The sequence below is a fragment of the Sulfurimonas sp. HSL3-2 genome (assembly GCF_039645965.1).
Classification (GTDB): Bacteria; Campylobacterota; Campylobacteria; order Campylobacterales; family Sulfurimonadaceae; genus Hydrocurvibacter; species Hydrocurvibacter mobilis.
Genome location: NZ_CP147917.1, coordinates 1583379 through 1597362 on the forward strand (window position 1 = coordinate 1583379; position 13984 = coordinate 1597362).

Here is a 13984-nt window from a genome sequence, read left to right on the forward strand (position 1 = left end):
AGAGAACTATGGAACGTGTAGAGTTTGGAGACCATTACAGAGATAGAAAGAACGCCGTATTTTTGGCTATCTATGTCAATGAGATATCGCCTTGGAAATACTTTAACGACGACATCAAACATATGATATGTCCGGCACTCATCATGATAGACAGATGGGACGGGCGTATGGGTTTTCCCGGCGGGACTGTCGATGAGGGGGAGGATCTTTTAGATGCTCTTGTACGCGAAGTCAAGGAGGAGATCGGTATCACCGTAAAACCGGAAAAAGTCCGTCCGATAGCAACACATGTCGGAAAGATAGCTACCCACCTTTACGCTCTTGAAGTCTTAGAAGTCGAGTTCCTGCACATCTACTACCATATCCTAAACAACTTTTCCCGCTCCATCTTGCTTCATGCTTATGAAGAGGGAGATAAGTCCCATTTTATGTCTGAGATCACCGGCATAAAGATAGTCCCTATCTTTGAACACAAAGAGAAGGGGATCAACCTTTTTTTACAAAACTCTTTTGCGGGTTCCTCAAAAGATGAGATACTAATTATGCTTGATGAGCTTTTTGGTATTGATAAGAGCAAGTTCGAATAGTCTTACAGCGACTATAACGACCACTCCAATAACAAGCCCTACTATCAGATCGTTAAGCAGGCTTGGAACACCTTCTATGAAATAATGGTGAAAAAACTCCACATGGTGAGCGAGTATCCCGCCGCCGACCAAGATCATCGCAAACGTCCCGATAAATCCTAACGTTTTTATAAGTTTTGGCATAGCATTTATCAGAAAGTTCCCGCTTCTCGTTCTCTTTTTTTCTATCAGCCAGAAACCGACATTGTCCATTCTGACAATAAGTGCGACAAATCCGTACACTCCAAATGTAGCCAGTATCGCGACAAATACCGTAGAGATGACTTGAACCATAAAAGGCTCGTTGATGACCGTACCGAGTGCGATGACAACTATCTCTATCGAGAGTATAAAGTCTGTAAACACCGCCGACTTGATCTTCTTTTCTTCGATATCGAGGATGTTCTCTTTTGTAGAGTTTAAAAGCTCTTCATCTTTTTCTTCATGACCTTTATGAAACAGGTACTCCTCTATCTTCTCAGTGCCCTCATAAAGCAGATAAAGCCCGCCGAGCATAAGAATGTAGATGATAAGAGTCGGAGCCACACTGCTTAGTATAAATGCTATAGGCAGAATGATCGCTTTGTTTTTTAAAGAGCCTTTTGTGATCGCCCAGATGATGGCAAGTTCGCGCGACTGATCGAATCCCGTCGCTTTTTGCGCGTTGACTGCGAGGTCGTCGCCTAGTACCGCACTTGTTTTTTGTGTTGCTATCTTACTTGCGACTGCGACATCATCGGCTAGTGCCGCGATATCGTCTAAAAGCATAAAAATTCCCGATGCCATCTATTCGTCTGTCCTTTTATTTTGTTAGCGTATTATACATCAAATAGAGGGCTCAAGCATTATCTCAGTTATCTCGGAAGAGGCTCCAAGTCTCATCGGAGGGCCCCAGAAACCAGTTCCTTTATTTACATATATCTGCAGCTCTTTCGTATGTTGGTGCAGTCCGCTGATGTAGGGCTGTACTAGTCTTATCAAGAACTTAAAAGGATATATCTGTCCGCCGTGGGTGTGGCCGCTGAGTATCAGGTCTACTTTACCGTTCACCTCTTCTATAAAGCGAGGCTGGTGTGCCAAAAGAATGGTCGGAGAGTCTTGGATACCTTTTAAAGCTTTGGGCAGATCCGGCATATAGCTCTTCGTCCTGTACCCGAACACGTCATAGACACCCGCAAGATTAAACCCTCTACCCGCTTCTCCTATGTAAACATTCTCGTTTTCAAGCACTCGTATGCCAAGCGACTTGACGGCAGCAATGATCTCGCCTATGCCGTGAAAGTACTCATGATTACCTACGATGAAATATGTACCGTACACAGAGCGGAGTTTTTTTAGCTCCTCTAATGTCTCTTTTGCATACTCGGCCTTGACGTCTATAAGATCACCCGTTATCACCACTACATCAGGGTTTAAAGCATTGACTTTTCTTACTATGTCATGGATAAACTCTTTACCCACCAGACCGCCTATATGCAGGTCGCTTATCTGTGCTATCTTGTACGGACGTGCAAGTCTTTTTATCTTGACCTTGACCTTCTCTACCCCTACGATTCTGGCCTCATACATCGCTCTGGCACTAAGTGATACTGCCACGATCAGTGAAGAGATATCAAGTGATCTTTTAAAAAAATCTCTTCGCTTCTTTGAAATAGGTACAAGTGAAAGTATGATCCTAGAGAGATCATAGACGATCGCCGTACAAAAGAGTAAAAATAGTACGCCGATAGGAAGAGAAAGCAGATAATATAGCCAGCTTGGGATGTTTACGTAGTATCTTGCCGAGATATAAGCGATAATACCGAGAAAATTGATGACCAAAAAGATATTCAGAGAGTGTTTGATCCTCTTTGAGAGATCCAGTTTTTCGATCAATCTCTTATGGATATAAAGATTTAACAAGACAAATACGGTTGAAAATATCAACCCAAATAGAAGTGCGTTCATAAATTTGATTATATCAAATTAATATAAATTTGATAAAATAGTTTGACTTAAAAACTATGAGTGACAGCAAAGGTGTAAAGATGATAGATATCAACAAAATACTGAGTGAGATAGAAGAGGAGATAAAGCCGTTTCTGCAGCAGGGCAAGGTAGCAGACTACATCCCTGCTCTTGCTCATGTAGACCCGGACCAGTTCGCGATGAGCGTGACTTTGTTTGACGGTACGACATACAGCATCGGCTGTTCTGATACGAAGTTCTCTATCCAAAGCATCTCAAAAGTATTTACCTTTACAAAATCACTGAACATCTACAGTAAAGACCTCTATAAACGTGTAGGAAAAGAACCCTCGGGAAATCCTTTTAACTCTTTGGTGCAGTTAGAGTATGAAAAAGGGATCCCTCGTAACCCTTTTATAAATGCAGGGGCTATCGTAATCACCGACACCCTGCTCTCGCACTACAAAACGACAAACGATACGTTTGAGAAGATTCTTGATTTCATAAAAAACGTCGCGCATAACGATGATATCACCTATGATGAAGAGGTCTATCTTTCAGAATACAACCATGGCTATAGAAACTTAGCTCTTGCCAACTTGATGAAGAGTTTCGGCAATCTTGAAAATGAAGTCGAAGATGTAGTAAGAAGCTACTTTAAACACTGTTCTATCACGATGAGTACACAGGAACTCTCACGTGCGATGCTCTTTTTGGCAAACCACGGGACAGACCCTATCTCCGGCGAGAAGTTCATTACCGATAATCAGGCAAAACGTGTCAATGCAGTGATGCTGACATGCGGACATTACGATGCTTCAGGGGAGTTTGCTTTTCACGTCGGACTTCCGGGAAAAAGCGGTGTGGGAGGCGGGATCGTCGCCGTCGTCCCTAAGCTTATGAGCATAGCCGTCTTCTCGCCGAGGCTTAACAGCTGGGGGAACTCACTTGCAGGAACGCAGGCGCTTGAACTCTTTTCTCAAAAGAGCGGGTTATCGGTCTTCTAGCATGAGACCATGCTGATGACATCCTCTTTTTTAGGTACCAGACACAAAAACTCGTAGTCCTCGTCACCGATCGTCTCATACATATGAGGTACATTTGCGGGGATATACAAGATATCGCCTTTTACTGCTTCAAACACCTCGTCACCAACAGTCACTTTCGCTTTGCCTTTTAGCACGAACTGTTCATGTTCTACGCTGTTTGTGTGAAAGGGCATATGGCCACCGACTTTAATTGTGAACTGTCTCATAGCAAAGTTCTCAGCTTCATCGGGTGAGAGAAGCATCTTCATAGAGACACCTTTTCCCGCTTTTTGTTCGACCGATGCTATCTCTGTAACTGCTTTTTTTATCATAAGAGGATCCTTACATGTAAGATGCATTAAATTTTTGGAAAATATACCATAAAAACACTGGATTATTCACTTAAAAGTCTTTTACCTTTTTGGGATAAAAACGGATATATCTGCAGCTCGAACAGCATCTCTTTAGCTTCGTTAATAGACTCTTTTGATATCACATCATAAGTCGAAGTAAACACCTGCCAGTAAGCAGATATGAACCAGTGCAGTTTTGCTCTTTTTGCTATCTGCTCTTTTGGGATGTTCTCAAGTATCTCCTCATGGATCAAAAACTTCAGCAATGATTCTATCTGGAGTATTCTTTTTGCCTGATTTGCCGCGAACATCGCTTTTAGTTCAGGATCGATCGCCATAAGCAAAGCAGAATCCCGCATCAAAAATCTATACTCCCAGAACAGTTCGCCGTATCTGTCAAACATGCTGTGCATCTCTTTTAACGGATTTACGCTGCTAAGTATCTGCTCGAAACTGTTAAACGACTCAAATGTTGTGGACATATCCTGATAAATATCTCTGATTATCTCCTCTTTGTTTTTATAATGATAGTAAAGATTGCCAGGAGAGATACCGAGCTCTTTGGCAATATGGTTCGTTGTCACAGACAATGAATCACCCTCGTTACACAGGTAAACAGTGGCTTTTTTGATCTTTTCTTTTGTAGGTGAGAGCTTCTTTTTCATAAAGACATTATAGCACTTTAGAGTATAAACACTAACTTTTTTAACTATTTTAGAGTAATTACTCTATTTTTAAGCTGTATTAAATATTTATTCAAATAAAATTTTCTAAATCAAGTGAGGAAATAGCATGAAACTAGGACTACCCGGAGGCGGACTGCCAAAATTGGAACAGCTGTTTATAAAACACTTTTTAGTACCGAGCGTACGATTTGTATTTACTTGGGAATCTGCTCTAAAACTCTTAAACAAAGAGGTAAAAAAGATAGAGAATATCGTAAGTAAGATCTCAAAAGAGGATCTTCAAAAACGAGTGATCATTGACAGAGTCTTTGCCATCGAAGACAACAGCCGAGACTTTTCTATCAACATGGTCATGGAGCATCTGGTCATCGCAGGAACGGGTGTCATGGGCATCATCTATGCGCTTTCAAAAGAACAGGAGTTTACAAAAGAGGTGACGATAGAGGGTGTAAAACCTTATGAAAACAGTGCCGATACGATTAAAGAGTTTCTGGCTTTTTCACAACAATACGACTCATTTATAAGTTCTCTGCCAAAGAAAAAATCGATAATGACTAAGAAGCATCCGTGGTTTATCGAGTTTAACAACTTTGAATGGAGCGCATTTATGTTCATACACACTTTGATCCACAGAAGACAGATAGAAGCGATAGGTAAAGCATTAGGTAAAGGTCAGATGGAATAAAAAATGCTTATGTAAACTACTTAGATAAGGCTATCAGGAGTGATAATGAGCTATCTTGAAACAATAAAATTTGATTCTAATACAGACTATAAAATAAACAACGAGCAGACCACTTATACATATCAAGGTGAAGATGTCCAGGTCATCACCATATTTAAAGATATAAACACCGCTATCGTAGAGGATAAAGCCGGTAAGATATTTGAGATCTCGATAGACAGCCTGCAATAAATTGCTAAACATCTGTTTTACTCTGACATACTTTGAGGTATACCTCATCACAGTAAATATCTTTGCTTTTATGCTCTACGGTTACGATAAGATCAAAGCACTGAGCAACAACAGGAATGTCCGAAGAGTTCCAGAGTTCAGACTTTTATTATCGTCACTGCTGGGCGGCTCTGTCGGTTCATTGATCGCAATGTTTCTCTTTCGTCATAAGATAAAAAAGACGTCGTTTCTCATAAAATTCGTTTCTGTGGTCATCCTGCAGCTTGCAGTCATAGTTGTTTATATTAAAAATCCATACAGTTTTTTGTAATATAATCTAGCAGTTACTTCCATAGTAAAAGGATATAAGATGACTACGATCATTATGCTTTTTATCCTGCCACTCGGTGTTTTACTCTACTTTATCGATAAAAAGACTCAAAAAACGAACAAAGCCAATTATGAAGACTATATAGCAAAGATAAGAGCAAGTGATTTCAGTCAAAAAGAGAAACTGGACATGATAGACGAGATGTACTATCAAAACGGCTATAAGATCGTGTTTAAGACCGATGACACCATCATAGTAGAGAAAAAGCATTTCAACTTAGGAGTGCTTTTCATATTTTTCGGACTTCTGACCTATTTTGGACTTCCGCTGTACTATCTGTACTACCGTTTTATCTTAAAACCCAGTCAGGTAAGTGTCAGTTTTAAAGACTCACTTGTTTGAAGCGCAGTCCCTGCAGTGAGTAGATTCTGGAAGAAGCAGAAGTCTTTCAAAAAGTATATCCTCGCCACATTCTGCACAACTGCCATACTCATCATTTTCATCTATAGTACTGAGTATATGTCTTAATCTACCCAGCCGTATCTGTGAATTATGCAGAGCTTTGTGAAACACATCCTGTTCGTGCATCATCTCAAAGCGTGTCAGGTCACCCAAAGAGCAATCCGGAGAGATCGGTCTTATCTTCTCCTGAAGTTCCGCTATCTCTTTTTCAAGAGACGCGATATGCTCGACAATATTCTCTTTGATCTGCTCTTTTTGTGAAGTAGTCATAGCCTCGTCTCTATAGATAGGATTTTGTAAATTATAGTATAAAAGATCGGATTTACAAAAAATTCATAAAATAAAGAGTTGAAACTATTTTACTTTATCATTGTCGGAAGTTCTACTTTAAAAATGGCTCCATCCTCACTGTTTGAGACTGAGAGTCTTCCGCCCATCTTCTCAACTACAAGCATTTTTGCCAAATAGAGACCTATTCCAGAGCCTTCTTGGCCTTTTAATGAATATGAATGATCAAAGATATGATGTATATCTTTTGCTTCTATTCCGCCCGCGTTGTCACTGAAAAAGATATTTACATGATCGTCATCTACAAAAATTTTAATCCTTATGTACGGGTCTTTGATCTTTTTTGTCTCCAGTTCATATATACTGTTGTCAAAAAATATCATAAGAATATTTGCAAATGATTGTTTATAGTTAGTGATCTTTATAGTGATGTCACAATCTATATCTACACGTATATTGGAAAGTATCAGCCTGTCTTTTAAGATTCTTGTCACTAGTTCTATCTGTTCTTTGATATCAAATACGGATACTTTAGAGTTTTGCGAATAGAACTGATAGACTTCAGAGACCACACCGTTCATGTATTCGATATTGTCTTTAATGCTCGGAAGATTCTCCTTTACTTCCTTGTACAGCAACTCTTTGTTTTCTCTTGCCAGTACAGCTTCAAAATAGGTCATATATGAAGCTATTTGAGAGATAGGACCTTTCCATTGGTGTACGACATTTCCTAAGTTTTTTCCGATAGAGGTGAATCTTGCTTCCTCCATCATTATGAGCTCTCTTGCTTCATTATTTTCTTTTATGATCTTAATTCTTCTAAGTAAAGCCAGGAACATAAATATGGAGTCGAAAAAAAGCCCGAAAAGCAAAGCATAAGAGGATAGATATGACATACCGTCGTCACTCATCATCACATAAGAGGATATATACGACATACCCTCATCACTCATCATCAAAACTGCCGTGTAAATAATCGAGACCAAGTAGATGCTCGTACCTACAAAGAAACAGATTGAACCACTCTTTTTTTTATAAACTGCATATAAAGAAAAGATAAAGACTAACAATATCTCTAAATATATCCCTGCATTAAAATAGAGGTTATCTTCTATCCAACTATGATCAAACATTTGGTACAGCATTACAATAGAGATAGCAGTGTTCAAAAAAGACAAAAATAAGAGCAGTGTGTAAAATATATTTTTATCCTTATTGAGTTTAAAAAAATAGATTACAAAAAAACCCTGCATAGCTATTAACAGATAAGCGGCACTCCAAGTACTCACATTCAAAAAGTATAGATTTAAACCGATGTCCAACATATAAAAGATACCCGATATCGCATAGATAAACCAGATAGAAGAGAATGAATGCAGTGTATAAAAGACTAATGACAGATCTTTGATCGTAAAGAACATCGTAATACTGTATATCAAAAGTGCAAAAATCACTCCTCCGAACAATCCGTATAACAATAGTTCTATGCTGTTGTCATATGAATATACACTTGTGTTGAATATTTCCCAATTCAGACTCAAGGGACCTAGATTTTCCATTTTGGAGATTATCGTAATGGGTACATGGGGCGGTAAAGTGACATAAAACGCACTGTGTATCGATAACAGCACTCTATGCTTTTGTTCTCTCAAGTCTCCAAGCAGGTATGAGCTCATAAGTCTATTGTCTTTATATACAAACACATCTATCTTATCCATCCCTGCCCGTGGGTTTCTCAGTACCAAAGCGATGTCTTTGTCGGTTGTGTTTATTAAGTCCACTTTTGTCCAAAATACACTTTTTGTATATGAAGCTGTAGATTTTTTGTAGTTAGAATCCAGTTGAAAGATATCTTCTTTTTTTAATGAAGCGTTCCTGTCTTCTATTGTTATTTGCGATTTTGATGAATCGATAGATGTAAACCGATCATTGATCTGTATGACATGAGCAAGCAGATTTGAGATAATGAACGAACATATAATAAAAAGTTTCATTGTATCTCTAGGCGGTAGCCTATATCTTTGATCGTTAAAATAATATTATTTTCAGTACCTATCTTTTTTCTAAGACGGTAGACCATGTTTCTGAGAGTATTGAGATCTGTCAATTTTGCAAAAATGGTATCTTCTATCTCTTCATTACTTACAATACTTCCTTTTTTTTGGATCAAAAGTTCTAAAAAAGCGACTTCATTTTTACTAAGAGGTTCAACCCGATCATCGATTAAGAGAGATTTATTTAAATAATTGTAAGTCACCCCTTCACATAAGGGAAGAGTAATCCTAGAGTTTTCTTCTAAAATTGTCACAGACTTTTTTAGTGAGTCCATAAGAGCATTATAATCTATCGGTTTTTCCAGATACGAGACAAGATTTAAGCCAATAACACTCAGAAGCTTCTCTTTTTCAGTATGACTGCTAGTTATGAATATCGGTACGGTCTTATCTATCTTTCTTATCTCTTTGGCAACTTTTGCACCGTCAAGCACGGGCATACTGTAGTCAAGGATAACAATATGGATCTGCTCGGTTTTAAATAGTTGTAGAGCATCTTTACCATTGTCTGCTTGAAAGACTTTGTTGCAAAGCAGGTCAAATATTTTTGCCGTGTTTTTTCTAACGACATCATCATCTTCTGCATAAAGAATATTTAAATATTTCAACCTGTCAGTCAGCTTTTTCAAGAGTGCCCTCTCTTATTTATTTTTTTATAGTATCTAAAGTATATCATTTTCATATCACGAGTCATCCATACTTCTAAATAACTTATTTCATGATTTTGGAATGATATGCATTAACTAAACTATCACTTAGTATTTTATATGCATATAGAATATATTACCTTGATATGAATCAAGATGATAGACCACATGACTCGATACTATGATGTGGTTTAAACTTAAGAAAGTAGGATAAGTAATGCAAGAATATATATTAAAAGATGACGACTTTTTAGTTTCACAGACCGATGACAAGGGAAGGATCTTATTTGCAAATGATGATTTTTGTAAAATCGCAGGATACACAATAGAAGAACTAGTCAATCAAAACCACAACATTGTCCGTCATTCGGATATGCCTAAAGCTGCGTTCAAAGACCTATGGAATACAGTAAGAGAAGGAAAGATCTGGACAGGCTATGTCAAAAATAAGACAAAAGATAACGGATATTACTGGGTATATGCAACTGTTTATCCGATGAAAGATCCTATAACTCGTGAACCTCGCTTTATGTCATGTAGAAGAAAAGCTTCACAAAAAGAGATCGAAGCAGCTCAAAATCTATATACGACATTAAGCTAGAGGGTACTATTTAAATGAATAATTTACAAAAAAACATAATCACGACCATAGCATTCGCCGTCTTGATAGCGTCATTGTTTTTAACGACTTCAACTCTTATACAGGCAATACTAGCGATTGCCGCATTGATTGTAGTCATTACAGTATATACACGTACCGGTTCAAACAGTTCTAAAACTCTAAACCAAAAAAGCTTAGAACTTGTCGAGATGATAGAGTTTAAAAGAAATAAGATCGATCTTAACGAGAATCCGACCGATGAAGCGGAAAAAAACTTTAATAAGATTATCACAAGTTACCAGAATACGGTACTCGCCGATACAAAAGTCGCCGGAGAGATGGTGCTTCTAGCGGACAAAGTCTCAAAAGGTCATTACACATGTAGAGTTGATGCAGATACAAAGACACCGTATGTCCATGTACTTAGAAACAGTATGAACAACATGATAGATTCATCTGAAAAGAATCTTGATAATGCGATAGAGACCCTAAAAAGTTTTTCAAAAGGCTCTTTTCAGGCCAGAAGTAAGATCAATGTCGAAGCAAAGATGGCTGAGCTTTTAGAAAATGTAAACTCTTTGGGCCAGTCTCTTGAAGATATGCAAAAACAAAATGAAGACTCAAATAAACAGATCATCGAATCGGCAACCACGCTGAACCATACGATAGAAAACATCACTAACACGACGATCGTAGACTTTAAAGATATGATAAACTCTATTGTGCAGCGTATTCACGATGTGTCTCTAAAAGAGAATGAGATGGTCAGTAATCTTCAAGCATTGGTACAAAATGCAAATGATACGAAAGTCATACTGCAGACTATCGGCGATATAGCCGAACAGACGAATCTTCTAGCCCTCAATGCTGCCATCGAAGCGGCACGTGCAGGTGAGCACGGACGCGGTTTTGCCGTTGTTGCCGATGAAGTCAGAAAACTCGCAGAACGCACGCAGAAAAGTCTTGCAGAGACTGCTGTAACGACGAATGTGCTTATCCAGTCTATCTCGGACAGTTCGGATGCACTCAATAAAAATGCAGATGAAGTAAATGAGATCTCAGATGATGTTAATGCGGTAAGCAGCAAAATGGATGAGATCATCACTATGCTAAACAACTTAGTAAAATAGTCTTCATAACACTCCCTTTTTTGTCCATCATATTTTTATGATGCTGTAAAGGGATGTGTCCGCTTAAAAATATTAATAATCATAATCTTCTCTTTGTAATGGAATAATAAAAAAAGATTTGCAAATAATGAACAAAGTTTTATATAATCGATTCTAATCAAATCATTATCAGGACAGATACAATGTTTTTCAGGTCAAAAACTTATTTATTAGCCGTATATGCTCTGAGTACCGTTATACTAATAAATGCCTGTTCTACAACAACTGATTCCTTGAAATTCACACAGTCTGAAGTAAAACAAATCCCCAGCATTGCACTGCAGAAAGTCATATCGTCTCGCTTTGCAAATGAAACTATTGCTGTCAAAGCTAGAGGACTTGACGGGACAGGGATCGTAAAAGGATTTGTGAATCAGGAATATGTCATCGTAACTGATAAGGATCAAAAAGAGGTGAAAATAAAAATCTCCGACATCACAGAGATACAACGCATATGGAAAAGTACGGTACCTGCGGACTCTTCCAATAAAAATGGGGCTACTACTGCAGATACTGTCGGTGAGACACTGATCTATGCACCACTCATTCCCGTAGCAATTGGCACAGCTCCTTTTCTCAGAATGACAGGTCTAGATGCCCTCAAAAATAATGAAGATGAAGAGAAAGCCAGATTGGTTTATGAAGGTATGTCAAAGCAGAACCTGATTCAGGCTATTGGGGAACCTATGGAAAAATATCATTGTAATCCCAAAAATGCCAATGGCAGTATAGATATATGGGTTTATGGAAAACAACAAGTCCTACGTGGCGGTAGATCCCTGTTTATAGACTCGGATAAAGGAACTGTATATCACAACTCTTACGATACAACATTTTTTAAAAACTCGGAGTGGCTTAACTGCTCACAAGTAGAAAATAATACGACTACTGATCAAGAAAAGTGAGCCTATAGATGTTAATTGTTTTCAAGCTGATTACAATCAACCAGATGGGATTTTAATCGATCCTGCCTAACGAGCACATCTAAATCGTTCTTATAGTAAAAACACTTCTTAAACTTCTTTTCATCATTATAGATCATCTTCCAAAAAGCATCCGGAACAGCGACTTCATTTTTACCTATACGTTTTGGATCGGAAGAATAGATAACTCCATTAATGACAGTAACTGAACCTAAATCCGAAGCAACTGTTCTTTCATATTTTTCTGCTTTAATCCAAGTCTTACGATTTACTTTTGGAGCTTGAGGAATGATGTTGGCCATCGTATATGTTTTACGGAGAGCTTTTTCACTATAATCAAAATCGGCATCATTTGCTAAGTGTCCTCTGTCATAGCCACTATTGACATAGTCTTTACTAGTTGAACGGTATTGTTTAGGTAGATTTTTTTCTGTATAGAATCTAGGGCGTTTCTTTATATTAGTACTGTTCACAAGAGAACCGTCTAATCTATAAGCCACATATTTTGCGCCTTTTAGTTTATAGTCATAGCATATTGTAAATATTGATTTATCTATGATCTGACTGCAATTATTTTTATTGATATAATCAGATATATCTGTTGCATATAAGGAGATCGTAGTTATTAAGAGAAAAAATAATTTCATTTTAAAAGTTTTGGAATTTCACATTTTAGGAAGTTGTAGGTGGTGGGTTCTCGGAGACTCGAACTCCGGACCGCTCGGTTATGAGCCGAGAGCTCTAACCAACTGAGCTAAAAACCCTCCACGTCAAGTAAGTGAACACTTATTTGAGACCGAAATTATACTAGATATTTATTAAAGAAAATTGAAATTTTTGTGAATCTATAAAAAACTTTTTGTGCCGCGTGAGTCGTATGAATCTTTGAACCTGAATGAGACAAGATTTTCCATCACGGCAAAGAGGATTATAAAGTTCAAAAAGCTGCTTCCCCCGTAACTAAACATAGGCAGAGGCACCCCTACGACGGGTGCGAGTCCCATGGTCATGGCTATATTGACACTCATATAGATAAATATCATAAATGCGATGGCCGAGGCCACGACCTTGATGTAATAATCATCATGATATACACTAACGGCAAAGAGATGCAGTATCAAAAGGATATACATCGTTATGATAAATAAAGAGCCTAGAAAACCCGTTCTTTCGACTACATATGCAAATATAAAGTCGCTTGTAGCAATGGGCAGAAAGCGCATCTGTGTCTGTGTTGCATCATCTTTGTCTTTACCGCTCCAACCGCCCGAACCGATGGCGATAATAGACTGCTGTACGTGGTAAGAGGGTTTTTCAGCTACGAAATCCAATATCCTCTGTTTTTGATAATCGTGGAGCAACTGAGTATAGACTATCGGAAACATCAGTACGACGGCTACAAAGATAGTAGCCCAGATCTTCCAATATACTCCTACAAAGAAAAGGACTCCAAAACCGATCATAACCAAGACCATAGCCGTACCTAAGTCAGGTTCTTTTGCTATAAGTATGAAGGGGAGTAAAATATATGCGGATATCTTTAAAAACTCTTTGATTCTATAACCGTCTGGCGGAGGCGGAGCTTTACTTATAAGATATGCGAGCATTAAGATAAGTGCGGGTTTTACGAACTCTGATGGTTGTATGGTCGCATGGACAAAAGGTATCTCGATCCAGCGTTTTGCACCCAGACGAGAGTGACCGAAAAACTCCACAGCGACAAGAAGCAGGATGTTGATCCAGTAGATAATGGGGATCATCCAGTTCATACGTCTTATCGGCAGAAAAAATACTACTGCAAAAGCCAAAAAAGCAAAAAAGACATAAGCCGTATGCTTTTGTGCCAACATCGGGACGACTTCGCCGATGAGCCAATGTGAGATAAATATAAGAGGCATAATGAATATGATGGAAATAAAATCAAATTGTGCTAAAATTCGCCTATCAATTCTCCACAAACTGCACAACTCCTAA

At 38.3% G+C, this 13984-nt stretch carries 18 protein-coding genes and 1 tRNA gene; 9 read left to right on the top strand and 10 right to left on the bottom strand.

The annotated features are described in order from the left end of the window. Positions 1 to 8 precede the first annotated feature (8 nt). Positions 9 to 587 (top strand): NUDIX domain-containing protein, encoded by a 579-nt coding sequence (locus WCX87_RS07970; protein WP_345979064.1) that lies wholly within the window; start codon positions 9 to 11, stop codon positions 585 to 587. Here WCX87_RS07970 and WCX87_RS07975 read toward each other — a convergent pair. Beyond that, a complete protein-coding gene (locus tag WCX87_RS07975) occupies positions 537 to 1412 on the bottom strand; it encodes a DUF808 family protein (protein ID WP_345979066.1) in 876 nt (291 codons plus the stop codon). The genes WCX87_RS07970 and WCX87_RS07975 overlap by 51 nt on opposite strands. Before the next feature lie 39 nt (positions 1413 to 1451). Next, positions 1452 to 2573 carry a metallophosphoesterase gene (locus WCX87_RS07980; RefSeq protein ID WP_345979067.1) on the bottom strand — a complete coding sequence of 374 codons (1122 nt, stop codon included), beginning with the start codon at positions 2571 to 2573 and terminating at the stop codon, positions 1452 to 1454. Positions 2574 to 2656: 83 nt separating this feature from the next. On the opposite strand from WCX87_RS07980, the gene WCX87_RS07985 reads away from it, so the two are divergent. Beyond that, positions 2657 to 3580, top strand: coding sequence for a glutaminase (locus WCX87_RS07985; RefSeq protein WP_345981104.1), 924 nt, complete (start codon positions 2657 to 2659; stop codon positions 3578 to 3580). On the opposite strand, the gene WCX87_RS07990 is transcribed toward WCX87_RS07985, so the two are convergent. Continuing rightward, on the bottom strand, positions 3577 to 3933 hold the full coding sequence (locus WCX87_RS07990) for a cupin domain-containing protein (RefSeq protein WP_345979069.1): 357 nt from the start codon (positions 3931 to 3933) through the stop codon (positions 3577 to 3579). The two genes, WCX87_RS07985 and WCX87_RS07990, sit on opposite strands and share 4 nt — an antisense overlap. Before the next feature lie 62 nt (positions 3934 to 3995). Then, positions 3996 to 4619 carry a TetR/AcrR family transcriptional regulator gene (locus WCX87_RS07995; RefSeq protein WP_345979071.1) on the bottom strand — a complete coding sequence of 208 codons (624 nt, stop codon included), beginning with the start codon at positions 4617 to 4619 and terminating at the stop codon, positions 3996 to 3998. A gap of 127 nt (positions 4620 to 4746) precedes the next feature. On the opposite strand from WCX87_RS07995, the gene WCX87_RS08000 reads away from it, so the two are divergent. From WCX87_RS08000 to WCX87_RS08015, 4 genes are read left to right on the top strand one after another with little or no spacing between them, the layout of a single operon-like run. Further along, positions 4747 to 5325 (top strand): hypothetical protein, encoded by a 579-nt coding sequence (locus tag WCX87_RS08000; RefSeq protein ID WP_345979073.1) that lies wholly within the window; start codon positions 4747 to 4749, stop codon positions 5323 to 5325. Positions 5326 to 5370: 45 nt separating this feature from the next. Beyond that, complete coding sequence (locus WCX87_RS08005) at positions 5371 to 5556, top strand: hypothetical protein (RefSeq protein ID WP_345979075.1); 186 nt, start codon at positions 5371 to 5373, stop codon at positions 5554 to 5556. A 1-nt stretch (position 5557) separates the two neighbouring features. After that, positions 5558 to 5866, top strand: coding sequence for a DUF1294 domain-containing protein (locus WCX87_RS08010; RefSeq protein ID WP_345979077.1), 309 nt, complete (start codon positions 5558 to 5560; stop codon positions 5864 to 5866). A 39-nt stretch (positions 5867 to 5905) separates the two neighbouring features. Beyond that, positions 5906 to 6268: a hypothetical protein gene (locus WCX87_RS08015; RefSeq protein ID WP_345979079.1), complete on the top strand. Its 363-nt coding sequence runs from the start codon at positions 5906 to 5908 to the stop codon at positions 6266 to 6268. On the opposite strand, the gene WCX87_RS08020 is transcribed toward WCX87_RS08015, so the two are convergent. The 3 genes from WCX87_RS08020 to WCX87_RS08030 all read right to left on the bottom strand — a co-directional run bounded on the left by WCX87_RS08020 (position 6257) and on the right by WCX87_RS08030 (position 9299). Beyond that, positions 6257 to 6598 carry a TraR/DksA C4-type zinc finger protein gene (locus WCX87_RS08020; protein WP_345979080.1) on the bottom strand — a complete coding sequence of 114 codons (342 nt, stop codon included), beginning with the start codon at positions 6596 to 6598 and terminating at the stop codon, positions 6257 to 6259. The two genes, WCX87_RS08015 and WCX87_RS08020, sit on opposite strands and share 12 nt — an antisense overlap. Positions 6599 to 6687: 89 nt before the next feature. Further along, a complete protein-coding gene (locus tag WCX87_RS08025) occupies positions 6688 to 8610 on the bottom strand; it encodes a sensor histidine kinase (protein WP_345979081.1) in 1923 nt (640 codons plus the stop codon). Beyond that, positions 8607 to 9299 (bottom strand): response regulator transcription factor, encoded by a 693-nt coding sequence (locus WCX87_RS08030; protein ID WP_345979082.1) that lies wholly within the window; start codon positions 9297 to 9299, stop codon positions 8607 to 8609. The genes WCX87_RS08025 and WCX87_RS08030 overlap by 4 nt, the downstream gene beginning before the upstream one ends. Before the next feature lie 235 nt (positions 9300 to 9534). Between WCX87_RS08030 and WCX87_RS08035 the strand changes: the two genes are divergently transcribed. The 3 genes from WCX87_RS08035 to WCX87_RS08045 all read left to right on the top strand — a co-directional run bounded on the left by WCX87_RS08035 (position 9535) and on the right by WCX87_RS08045 (position 11992). Further along, positions 9535 to 9918: a PAS domain-containing protein gene (locus WCX87_RS08035; RefSeq protein WP_345979083.1), complete on the top strand. Its 384-nt coding sequence runs from the start codon at positions 9535 to 9537 to the stop codon at positions 9916 to 9918. A gap of 761 nt (positions 9919 to 10679) precedes the next feature. Then, the gene (locus tag WCX87_RS08040; RefSeq protein ID WP_345981105.1) at positions 10680 to 11048 is read left to right on the top strand and encodes a methyl-accepting chemotaxis protein; all 369 of its coding nucleotides are present in this window, start codon (positions 10680 to 10682) and stop codon (positions 11046 to 11048) included. 272 nt (positions 11049 to 11320) lie between these two features. Further along, positions 11321 to 11992, top strand: a complete 672-nt coding sequence (locus tag WCX87_RS08045; RefSeq protein WP_345979085.1) for a hypothetical protein — start codon at positions 11321 to 11323, stop codon at positions 11990 to 11992. Positions 11993 to 12003: 11 nt separating this feature from the next. On the opposite strand, the gene WCX87_RS08050 is transcribed toward WCX87_RS08045, so the two are convergent. The 3 genes from WCX87_RS08050 to WCX87_RS08060 all read right to left on the bottom strand — a co-directional run bounded on the left by WCX87_RS08050 (position 12004) and on the right by WCX87_RS08060 (position 13968). Then, positions 12004 to 12657, bottom strand: coding sequence for a DNA/RNA non-specific endonuclease (locus tag WCX87_RS08050; protein WP_345979087.1), 654 nt, complete (start codon positions 12655 to 12657; stop codon positions 12004 to 12006). A gap of 40 nt (positions 12658 to 12697) precedes the next feature. After that, positions 12698 to 12774, bottom strand: a tRNA-Ile gene (locus tag WCX87_RS08055). Between the two features lie 81 nt (positions 12775 to 12855). Then, the gene (locus WCX87_RS08060; protein ID WP_345979089.1) at positions 12856 to 13968 is read right to left on the bottom strand and encodes an FtsW/RodA/SpoVE family cell cycle protein; all 1113 of its coding nucleotides are present in this window, start codon (positions 13966 to 13968) and stop codon (positions 12856 to 12858) included. Between the last annotated feature and the right edge of the window lie 16 nt (positions 13969 to 13984).

Coding starts and splice junctions, on each gene's coding strand:
- WCX87_RS08005 (WP_345979075.1), top strand. CDS start 5,371: ATGAGCTATCTTGAAACAATAAAATTTGATTCTAATACAGACTATAAA.
- WCX87_RS07980 (WP_345979067.1), bottom strand. CDS start 2,573: ATGAACGCACTTCTATTTGGGTTGATATTTTCAACCGTATTTGTCTTG.
- WCX87_RS08020 (WP_345979080.1), bottom strand. CDS start 6,598: ATGACTACTTCACAAAAAGAGCAGATCAAAGAGAATATTGTCGAGCAT.
- WCX87_RS07970 (WP_345979064.1), top strand. CDS start 9: ATGGAACGTGTAGAGTTTGGAGACCATTACAGAGATAGAAAGAACGCC.
- WCX87_RS07990 (WP_345979069.1), bottom strand. CDS start 3,933: ATGATAAAAAAAGCAGTTACAGAGATAGCATCGGTCGAACAAAAAGCG.
- WCX87_RS08035 (WP_345979083.1), top strand. CDS start 9,535: ATGCAAGAATATATATTAAAAGATGACGACTTTTTAGTTTCACAGACC.
- WCX87_RS07995 (WP_345979071.1), bottom strand. CDS start 4,619: ATGAAAAAGAAGCTCTCACCTACAAAAGAAAAGATCAAAAAAGCCACT.
- WCX87_RS08000 (WP_345979073.1), top strand. CDS start 4,747: ATGAAACTAGGACTACCCGGAGGCGGACTGCCAAAATTGGAACAGCTG.
- WCX87_RS08040 (WP_345981105.1), top strand. CDS start 10,680: ATGGTCAGTAATCTTCAAGCATTGGTACAAAATGCAAATGATACGAAA.
- WCX87_RS08050 (WP_345979087.1), bottom strand. CDS start 12,657: ATGAAATTATTTTTTCTCTTAATAACTACGATCTCCTTATATGCAACA.
- WCX87_RS07975 (WP_345979066.1), bottom strand. CDS start 1,412: ATGGCATCGGGAATTTTTATGCTTTTAGACGATATCGCGGCACTAGCC.
- WCX87_RS08015 (WP_345979079.1), top strand. CDS start 5,906: ATGACTACGATCATTATGCTTTTTATCCTGCCACTCGGTGTTTTACTC.
- WCX87_RS08025 (WP_345979081.1), bottom strand. CDS start 8,610: ATGAAACTTTTTATTATATGTTCGTTCATTATCTCAAATCTGCTTGCT.